Annotated in this window: 11 protein-coding genes; 2 read left to right on the top strand and 9 right to left on the bottom strand. The window is 44.7% G+C overall.

Features of this window, described 5'->3' with window-relative positions; all coding sequences use genetic code 11:
• Positions 1-212 precede the first annotated feature (212 nt).
• From Q4Q50_RS21995 to Q4Q50_RS21955, 9 genes are all read right to left on the bottom strand, one after another.
• Positions 213-797: a DUF6151 family protein gene (locus Q4Q50_RS21995; protein WP_311901148.1), complete on the bottom strand. Its 585-nt coding sequence runs from the start codon at positions 795-797 to the stop codon at positions 213-215.
• 98 nt (positions 798-895) lie between these two features.
• The gene (locus Q4Q50_RS21990; RefSeq protein ID WP_311901146.1) at positions 896-1,738 is read right to left on the bottom strand and encodes a bifunctional transcriptional activator/DNA repair enzyme AdaA; all 843 of its coding nucleotides are present in this window, start codon (positions 1,736-1,738) and stop codon (positions 896-898) included.
• An 11-nt stretch (positions 1,739-1,749) separates the two neighbouring features.
• Positions 1,750-2,514, bottom strand: coding sequence for an SDR family oxidoreductase (locus Q4Q50_RS21985; protein WP_311901145.1), 765 nt, complete (start codon positions 2,512-2,514; stop codon positions 1,750-1,752).
• A gap of 218 nt (positions 2,515-2,732) precedes the next feature.
• Complete coding sequence (locus Q4Q50_RS21980; protein WP_212600448.1) at positions 2,733-3,152, bottom strand: hypothetical protein; 420 nt, start codon at positions 3,150-3,152, stop codon at positions 2,733-2,735.
• An 88-nt stretch (positions 3,153-3,240) separates the two neighbouring features.
• Positions 3,241-3,648: a hypothetical protein gene (locus Q4Q50_RS21975; RefSeq protein WP_311901144.1), complete on the bottom strand. Its 408-nt coding sequence runs from the start codon at positions 3,646-3,648 to the stop codon at positions 3,241-3,243.
• Between the two features lie 81 nt (positions 3,649-3,729).
• Positions 3,730-4,029 carry a type II toxin-antitoxin system RelE/ParE family toxin gene (locus tag Q4Q50_RS21970; RefSeq protein WP_311901142.1) on the bottom strand — a complete coding sequence of 100 codons (300 nt, stop codon included), beginning with the start codon at positions 4,027-4,029 and terminating at the stop codon, positions 3,730-3,732.
• Positions 4,017-4,274 carry a type II toxin-antitoxin system Phd/YefM family antitoxin gene (locus Q4Q50_RS21965; protein WP_220592666.1) on the bottom strand — a complete coding sequence of 86 codons (258 nt, stop codon included), beginning with the start codon at positions 4,272-4,274 and terminating at the stop codon, positions 4,017-4,019. The genes Q4Q50_RS21970 and Q4Q50_RS21965 overlap by 13 nt, the downstream gene beginning before the upstream one ends.
• A gap of 154 nt (positions 4,275-4,428) precedes the next feature.
• A complete protein-coding gene (locus Q4Q50_RS21960; protein ID WP_311901141.1) occupies positions 4,429-5,409 on the bottom strand; it encodes a protein NO VEIN domain-containing protein in 981 nt (326 codons plus the stop codon).
• A gap of 127 nt (positions 5,410-5,536) precedes the next feature.
• Positions 5,537-6,586, bottom strand: coding sequence for an alpha/beta hydrolase (locus tag Q4Q50_RS21955; protein WP_311901139.1), 1,050 nt, complete (start codon positions 6,584-6,586; stop codon positions 5,537-5,539).
• Positions 6,587-6,916: 330 nt separating this feature from the next.
• Here Q4Q50_RS21955 and Q4Q50_RS21950 point away from each other — a divergent pair, with 330 nt between their 5' ends.
• Together Q4Q50_RS21950 and Q4Q50_RS21945 are read left to right on the top strand one after the other, a co-directional pair.
• Positions 6,917-7,807, top strand: coding sequence for a tyrosine-type recombinase/integrase (locus Q4Q50_RS21950; RefSeq protein WP_311901137.1), 891 nt, complete (start codon positions 6,917-6,919; stop codon positions 7,805-7,807).
• A partial coding sequence (locus Q4Q50_RS21945; RefSeq protein WP_311901135.1) for an IS91 family transposase occupies positions 7,804-8,762 on the top strand: 959 nt, incomplete at its 3' end. The genes Q4Q50_RS21950 and Q4Q50_RS21945, both read left to right, overlap by 4 nt.

Genomic DNA, 8,762 nt, shown 5'->3' with positions numbered 1-8,762 from the left:
CTGTTCAGCACTCATGATGCGCTTTGGGATTGGATAACACGCCTGCAGGCGAAAAGAGTACAGTTCAAGAACATGCCGCACTAAGCCTGCAACTGGCCACGATGCCATTGTGATTGGGTAACACGTCTGCAGGTGAAGCCGTAGTCCAAGAACAGGCCGAGCTGTAGCGAGGTCCAGCTCCACTGTTTGTGATTGGAAAATGAAGCTACTTGTTACACGTCACTCTTCAATTTATCCAATTCGTCAGTGTTCAGTATTTTTGGGGTTACACGAGGTAAACCGGAAGAATTAAAAAGAGGAGAGTTTTTATATCTTCCATTGATGCGGTTCGTGACCACGATCCATATAAAGCGGACTAAAACCCCCATAAGTCCACGTTGCTTTGGCTTCGCTTGGCCTAAGGCTGTATCAGTGTTTAAAATTGCAACGTCTGCTCCAAAGTCTTTATCCATTTGCTGCCGGTCTAGGCAGCTGTGAATAAGGCCGATGAATGATGCTTTCCGGCTTGCCATAGTGTTACCAATAGGCGTTCCGCAACATGCAGCATACCAGCGGATCATACCGTTTTCACTGAGTCGTACTGCCGATATAAAATGTTCCCCTTGGTAGAAGAACAGGTGTTGTTGAGACACTTGAACGATCTCAGTTCCGCCTTGTTCATCTAGTACAAAAGGGGCTTTACCAAGAAAATGTGCGAACGCTCTGCAATCCGTGCAATAGCAGATGAGACGATTGGTAGTTCCAATTTTGTTGAGTTGTCCTTTAACAGCACCGCACTTACATTGAATTAGATGCATATTTATCAACTTTCCTTAGTCAGATTACAAGCAACGCTGTGCTCTTATAACGCCCGCCATCACCCGAGCGAGGTACAAGCGTCGGTTGCATGGCATTGTTATAGCGCAACCGGTTCATCACGCATTTTTTCCCATGTTTGTACCATAAGCTTCTTAGTTGGTCCCCAGCGATACCCCCCAAGCGCACCACTTTGCTGGATAACCCTGTGACAGGGGATCAGCAAAGCAACTGGATTTGCTCCAATAGCGTTACCAACAGCCCTGGCAGACTTAGGTGCGCCGAGTGCTCTGGCTACTTCGGCATAGCTGGCCACAGCACCCGGTGGTATTTTCAACAAAGCACGCCACACGGCGATCTGGAAATTTGTCCCTGTCACATGGAGCGACAGCGGACCTTGCCCGGAAGCTGTGTCACTGCTAAAAAAGGCATCAATAGCGTGTCGCGTAGATGCCAAATTTTCGCTGATCGAACTGAGAGGCCAATCGTTATGCAAGTCATCCAGTAACTCTTCCATGCTATTGAAGTCCATAAACGCTGCCCGGCAAACACCACGCAGGGTTACGGCCACAAACATGGGCCCCAATGGGGTCGGATGGACTCCATACTCGATCTGTACGTCCTTACCTCGATTTTTATACTCGCCGGGTGTGACTGCTTCCAGCTGCACAAAGTGATCATGCAACCTTGAACTGCCGCTTAATCCAAGCTCATGTGAGACATCAAGCAAGGAGCGAGAATTATTAAGCAATCCTTTGCCCCGCTCCAATGTCAGGACCTGTAAAAACCGCTTCGGCGTAGTACCTGCCCAACGACAAAACAGCCTTTGAAAGTGATACGGACTCAGATGCACATGGGCGGCTATCTCTTCAAGGCTGGGCTGATCAATTGCCCGCTCAACCAAATAGGCCATGGCGCTTGCGATTCGGTCATAGTCTGACATGGCCCGGCCTCTCAAACACGATTTATAGATACACCGCCATCGACCAGCATTGCAGATCCAGTGGTGAAGCTGGAGGCGTCGGAGGCAAGGTACAATGCGGATTGGGCAATTTCATCTGGTGTCGCCATACGCTTAAGAGCATGCAAATTATGCACAAATGCCAATGCTTCTGGCGTATTGGCAAACTCACGTCCTGCTGGCGTATCAGTACCACCGGGCAAAAGGGCATTGACCCGGATATTCTGAGGCCCGTGCTCGGATGCCAGCACTTGAGTCAGTCCAATCAATCCCGCTTTACTGGCTGCGTAGGCTGCCATGCCTGGCATACCTGCGGTGTAACCAACGAAGGTAGAGGTGAAAATTAACGAACCTCCTTTTCGGGCAGCCATGGCAGGCAGCTGGTACTTTGCGCCCAAAAATGCGCTGGTTAAGTTGGTCGCAATAACTTGATTCCAGTCCGTGAGCGACATCTCCGGGACAGGGCCCATAGCACCCAGAATGGCAGCATTGTTAAAAGCGATATCCAAGCCACCAAAGTGGCTTACTGCCTTATCTACCAAAGCTTTGGCAAACGCTTCTTCACCAACATCACCGGCGAGTGCCAGTGCCTGCCCGCCTTCCGTATTGATTAAGTCCACCAGTTCATCAAGCTCCTTCTGTCGCCTTGCAGCCACCACTACGGCAGCACCTTCTCTGGCAAAAAGCTTCGCGGCTGCGTAGCCAATGCCGGTACTGGCACCGGTAACAATAGCAACTTTGTGGGCAAGTATGTTCATCGTAATTCCTCTAGGATCTGCTTGCTATAAAAGGGCATCTGCCCGAACAGAAGCTATCTTAGGAGGCCGAACGACTAATGCCGACCCGAATCTTGCTGTATTTCAATTACGCTATAGCGCCTCAATAAAAGGCAAAAATAGTTGATTTAAATAAGCGACACAGGACAAAAACCAACTGTTGTTGTCCTGCTTTAACGACTAGTTAGGTTGCATTTTTCTCATAAATTTGACCATTGCTGTTTTAAACCAATGAAGTGAATAATACCAAAACTTAAACAAATCAATGAACTCCACATCCAAAACTCAGGAGAACGCCCCATAGGAGAGCTGACTAAAAAGAAACCGGCAACACCGCGAAGTAAATAAATAAAAGTGATGAGAATAAGAGCTAAACGAAGTAAAGGTAAACGAACAATTACACCTGCCGCAGAAAATGCGTAAATCGACCAAATAGAGAGAACAAGAACAATACCACTGGTAATTAATGTAGGTTGAATACTACCGCGCTCAGCAAGCAAAGCCATTTGTTCACCTGCACCAAAAAAACGATACCAAGGAGCGCCAAAATAAATACAACCTATATGAAGAATGGCTACAACGGCACTTAATGCACCTGCAATAATTAAGAATACATTCATACTGCGACAGAACCTCCGTGTTAACTAACGCCCCAAGCAGGGCAACTTTTAAGCCGGCTAAAATAAGGAGCGAAGCGACAGGACCAGCTTAAAATTCAACTTCCTCGATAACAAATTGCCCTGTTGATTCGACCCAACTTCCTTCTGGAACATCTAATTGATAGTTACCTAATTCATTGTCAGATATGACAGGAAGCAACGAATTAACCATAAATAATTTTTCGTTATCTTCGTCTAGTTTGAAGCCGCCGTATTTGCCAACAACACTCGTTGCTATAGATTTAGTTTGTTTATCCGTTAACTGCCAGTTAGCGTGCCAATATCTTAGGTCGGCATCTTTCAATTTATTTAGAGGAAAACAACTTTTAAACCAATCAATACTACCAATGAAATAGCAGACAATAGTTAGATCAAAATCAGGGAAGTAAACCTCAGCTTCACCTTCATTTTCGCAACTGCATGGTGTGATACTTTTTACGATTACTCGATATTTCATATTGAATGCTAACATCCCGCGCATGCGCGCGAACTTAGGAACGTCACAGGAGGTGAATACCCCGAATGACGCGGATTGTTATCAGTTTCCAAGCATGAACGCACGAAGCTGTCGCTCCTCTCGCATGACAAAGAGGACGAAAACTCGCTGCTCATCCTCACGATAAAAAATGCGACAGGGTGGAATCACTACCTCTCTGTATACCGAATCCGGGAGCTCAGGAGGAATCCGCCCGGATTTGGGGAAATTCTCCAAACGTTCTGTCTTGTCGAAAACTGCCTTCACGAGATCGCTCGCAGCAGCAGGGTTGTCCAAAGCAATATACTCAGCAATGGCATCAAGTTTTTGAAGGGCTGGCTCTGTCCAGATCACTTCAGCCATTTAGTCATCTTATCTCTGGCTTCACTTTGGCTATACGTTCTTCCCTCAAGTACAGCACGCTCTCCACGAGCGAGCCCCTCAAGCAGCGCAAGCCGACGCTGCATGAATTCATAATCTTGAACATCTACAAGGTATGCAGATGGCTGACCATGCTCTGTAATCAATACGGGCTCTTTCGACAAGTGCAGATCTGCCAGAATCTTTGTCGCTTGACGCTTTAGATTCGTAACTAGCTCAACTTTCATAGGTTCACCCTGTTCTAAATTTAAAGTGACACTATAGTATCACTTTGCGAGCAAGGCAATCCCAGCTAACGCCGCATTAAGGTGTGAGCGACGCTTGGCTATACTTGAGCGAAGCGAAACTGCCAAGCGTTGCGAATCACTCTTAAATGCTTTGTTAAGAGTTTGCAGGTACAGCTCTAGCAGCAACACTTTCCCTTAAAAAAACAGTTTCGTTTGAAGACTCTGACTTTAAACAAAAAGCTTCGTCAGTTTTATATGGTGTAAAAACAACTAAGTCAGGCTCTAATAAAGCATTCCTTACAACAGCAACACGATAGAATTTTATATGCAGTTTAAGATTTTGGTATTCATTCGGTGTTAAGCCAAAATGAATAGCATTACCACGGTGTCCCTTGACCTCTATCAAAAGCTTATGCTGATCATTTGAAGCTTCTAAATCCCAGCCAACATTATCCGCTTCAACAGATTTGACTTCATACCCTTTACCTTCATAGTATCGAATCGTTTTATCAACGGCGGCCTTCTCTATCAGCGTGATGATATCCTTTGGTAAAGGCTTTGGGGAAGGTCCTCTTTTACCGTTGTTAGAGTCGTAGCGTTTGATATATGCCCTTAAATCATCAACTAAATTTTTGGATTCGACAGAATCTGCGTACCAAACATTTGATTGCCCAGGAAAGCCTTTTCCTTTAGGTATAATAAAATTACGCTCGCTTTTCTTAAGTAAGGTTGCATTCTTTTCACTGCACTCACTCACATAATCAATATACTCCCAATCATCGACTGATTTACCACCACGTCTCTGACGATATTGTTTATGGAAAATCGTAGCGTTTTTAAACCAGCCAACCACTACCTGACCACCACTTGGGTTCTTTGAGATAAAAACTATATCAACATTATTTATCTCATCATCTTTCTGGTATTTACTCTCGTTCAAACCAATTCGGTCTAAGTTTAAACCAGAAAAATTTCTTGTCATTACATACCCAAAACAGCGACCACCTTCAGGACGAAAATTCCACATTTCCCCGCCGACACCATGAGTTTCCACATGTGAACCACCACCTTCAATAGTGTCTACACCATCGTATTTGTCCATCCATCCAATACGGAACAAAATCATCTTCTTCATTGCGAATATATTTCCTTAAAACTCTTAACGCCGCAATAAGCGGAAATTGATAGTTGGCTATAATTTGAAGCGAAGCGGAAAAAGCCAACTGTTAATTTTCCGTTTAATTGCCTTGTTATATTCCGTTCTAACCACTACACCTTTGATTATTTTTAGCCTGATTACATATTTCATTGAGAATATTTTCACCGGCTTCTTTATATCCATTACTAGATAAATAGCCAGATATTTCAAACAGTGAATCTATGCCTTCTGAAGATTGATTAATTGTGAAAGCTATGTGCTTATTAAGTTCTTCAGTCGCATTCCCAGAAATAGCATAATGAGCTACTAACTTTTGCAAGGTTTCGATTGGAACAGAAACCTTAAACCCAAACTTTTTAGATAAATCTGTATAGTGTTTTTTTAAACCGTTTAACCCTGAAGTTTTTACTTCGTAGGTTGGTTCCCAGCCCGCAAATGTTGATTGTAAAGCATATTGCATAGAAGAATGTTTAGTGGTTCTATGAGATTGCTCTGGAAATTTTTTGAATTCAAAAGAGCTTTTAGATAAGTTACTTAACTTCTGAGTTAATTCAGTAAAAGGGTTTTGCATATGCTCACCTTCATTTGCGATGGTGATCGTAAGAGGAGCTTTCTTTTTTAAAGCCTCAATTTTTGATTTGGATACCATATCTAAGATGTAATTATCGTCAAGAGAAGGACTGAAAGCGAAGTATTTAGAAAAACCAGGATTATTACTTAACCAACAATCTAAGACGAAACGGCCTGAATTAGAATGCCCAGATAGAATTGTATAAGGCGCAACTCGGTAATTATCATTAACAAAAGATACGACTTCTGTCGCAAGAAACTCAGCAAAGGGCGTTGTTTTTCCATTTTCAGGGCTAAGTTCTTTTCCTCTACTTTCGATACCTACAACTATAAAGTTTGGAATTTGATCTTCTAATAGATCAATAGTCGATAGGGTTGAAAGCATATCCCATTGACCGTGTAGTACGTATAATACTGGATACGAATTATCTTCATCGTGATATTTCTTTGGGAGTTTTATAAATAAGTTTCTCTCTTCCCCAAGTGTACCGGACTTTAACTTAATTTCCTCAGCTAACATTAAATCTGATGCAAATGAAAACTGTGAACAAAGTAAAACAAAACTAAAAATAAATACTCTCATTTATAACTCTCCATGCTGATGAAAACTGTGAACAAAGTAAAACAAAACTAAAAATAAATACTCTCATTTATAACTCTCCATGCTGATGAAACTCTAGGAATATAACGCAGCGTTAAGTGGTGAGCAACGCGACCACAATCCTAAATCATTGCGCCTTAAACACAAAACTCAACCTAGAGCCGAAACTCCCAAGCGTTGGGAATCCGTCTTAAACGCCTAGTTGAACGAAGCCGCTTTGCGGCAGGAACAAGATAAAGCCATCCTTTTGCCCCTCATCCTAAATACTTGCTAGACGCGACCTGCTTCGGTCGCAAACCTAGGAGTATCATCATGGACATTCACGAACAACAACGCTTTGATTTACTTTATGAACAACATCTTACCAACTTAACCTTGCAAGGCAAGCGGCCTGCAACCATTGATGCCTATAGCCGAGCTATACGCCGTATTGCGGCATATTTTGACTGCTGCCCCGATACCCTGACCACCGATGATTTAAAGCGCTATTTTGCCGACTTAATTGCCTCACATTCATGGAGCACCGTCAAACTCGACCGCAACGGCTTGCAGTTTTTCTACTTTCACGTCCTCAATAAATCTTGGCAGTGGCTTAATATTGTTAAGCCTCCACAGGTGAAACACCTGCCCGATATCCTCACGCCCTGCGAGGTCGCGATAGTTATCAGCCTCACGCGCCAGCTGCGTTATCAGGTCTGTTTCTTAACCCTGTACAGCATGGGATTGCGCCTTGGTGAAGCGATTTCATTACAGGTCGGGGATATTGATGCAGGACTCATGCAGGTGCATATCCGTGATGCTAAAGGTGGCAAGGATAGACTGGTGCCTTTACCTCAACGCACCTTGTTAGCCTTACGCTATTATTGGCGCACCCACCGTCATCCTCACTGGCTATTTCCGGGTAAAGATAATCAACCTGATTCACTCATGGACAGAGGCGGGCTCCAAAAAGCCATGAAGCAAGTCATTTTAGAGTGCAACATTCATAAAGCCATCAGCCCGCACAGTCTACGCCACAGTTATGCCACCCATTTACTGGAGCAAGGACTCGATTTGCGCTCAGTGCAAACACTGCTTGGCCATCACAGCCTGAATACCACCGCCCGTTACACGCGGCTCACTGATATCACCCGTAAAAATACCTGTGAGGCAATTAACCAACTGACCAACGACTTGGCTTTGAGGTGGGAGTGTGGGTTATGAGCCAGTTTATCGATATTTTACGCCAACATCTGGCGGATTTTCGGCGGCGTTATGCCCATCAAATCACCCCAGAAATACATGCTGCTATCCATGCCATGCTCAGCTGTCGTTGCAACACGGCGAGGGTGAGTTGCTGGGATTGTCAAACCTGCGAGCAACAGCTCGAGTTTCCGCTCTCTTGCGGTCATCGCAGTTGCCCACAGTGCCAACATGGCACAACATGTGACTGGCTGAGTCAACAACAAGCTAAGTTATTACCGGTGAATTATTTTATGGTGACCTTTACCTTGCCGTTTGAATTAAGAGCCATAGCGAAATCGCAACCCGAGCCGTTCTATCACGCCATGTTTACCGTGGCAGCGAGTGTACTCAAAGACTTTGCCGCACGCTCCCCTAAGCTCAGTGGTGACATCGGCTTCACCGGCGTACTGCATACTCACAGTCGGCGCAGAGACTACCATCCACATCTGCACTTCATTATCCCAGCAGGGAGCTACCACTCAGGCAAGCGGCAATGGCGCAAGTGTCAAACCCATTACTTATTTAACGCCTTTAATCTTGCCAAGGTGTGGCGAGCACGTTTACTGGCTTATCTGAGTGACACGCTTCAGCTTAAACTGCCACATCAATCCCAGTCGAAATGGGTGGTCGATTGTCAGTTCGTCGGTAAAGGTGCGCCTGCACTGCAATATCTGTCGCGCTACCTTTATCGGGGCGTTTTACCCGACAGCAGTATTTGTCGTCATGTCGATAATCAGGTGAGCTTTACCTATCAAGACAGTCAGACTCGCTGCCAACAAGTACGCAGCTTGCCCGCGGTCGAATTTCTGTGGTTGATATTACAACATGTGTTACCCAAAGGATTACGGCGAGTACGAGACTATGGCTTACTGCGAGGCAATGCCAAAAAGCTACGGCAACAAATCCAACTGATGTTGGCTGTCGCAGGTGCAGT

The sequence above is a fragment of the Shewanella scandinavica genome (assembly GCF_031932065.1).
Lineage (GTDB): Bacteria > Pseudomonadota > Gammaproteobacteria > Enterobacterales > Shewanellaceae > Shewanella > Shewanella baltica.
This window is presented reverse-complemented; position numbering and strand designations above follow the sequence as displayed.

Excerpts from the sequence above, each read along its gene's own strand:
- Q4Q50_RS21965 (WP_220592666.1), bottom strand. The coding sequence starts at position 4,274 with ATGAAAGTTGAGCTAGTTACGAATCTAAAGCGTCAAGCGACAAAGATT.
- Q4Q50_RS21995 (WP_311901148.1), bottom strand. The coding sequence starts at position 797 with ATGCATCTAATTCAATGTAAGTGCGGTGCTGTTAAAGGACAACTCAAC.
- Q4Q50_RS21985 (WP_311901145.1), bottom strand. The coding sequence starts at position 2,514 with ATGAACATACTTGCCCACAAAGTTGCTATTGTTACCGGTGCCAGTACC.
- Q4Q50_RS21970 (WP_311901142.1), bottom strand. The coding sequence starts at position 4,029 with ATGGCTGAAGTGATCTGGACAGAGCCAGCCCTTCAAAAACTTGATGCC.
- Q4Q50_RS21975 (WP_311901144.1), bottom strand. The coding sequence starts at position 3,648 with ATGAAATATCGAGTAATCGTAAAAAGTATCACACCATGCAGTTGCGAA.
- Q4Q50_RS21990 (WP_311901146.1), bottom strand. The coding sequence starts at position 1,738 with ATGTCAGACTATGACCGAATCGCAAGCGCCATGGCCTATTTGGTTGAG.
- Q4Q50_RS21960 (WP_311901141.1), bottom strand. The coding sequence starts at position 5,409 with ATGAAGAAGATGATTTTGTTCCGTATTGGATGGATGGACAAATACGAT.
- Q4Q50_RS21950 (WP_311901137.1), top strand. The coding sequence starts at position 6,917 with ATGGACATTCACGAACAACAACGCTTTGATTTACTTTATGAACAACAT.
- Q4Q50_RS21955 (WP_311901139.1), bottom strand. The coding sequence starts at position 6,586 with ATGAGAGTATTTATTTTTAGTTTTGTTTTACTTTGTTCACAGTTTTCA.
- Q4Q50_RS21980 (WP_212600448.1), bottom strand. The coding sequence starts at position 3,152 with ATGAATGTATTCTTAATTATTGCAGGTGCATTAAGTGCCGTTGTAGCC.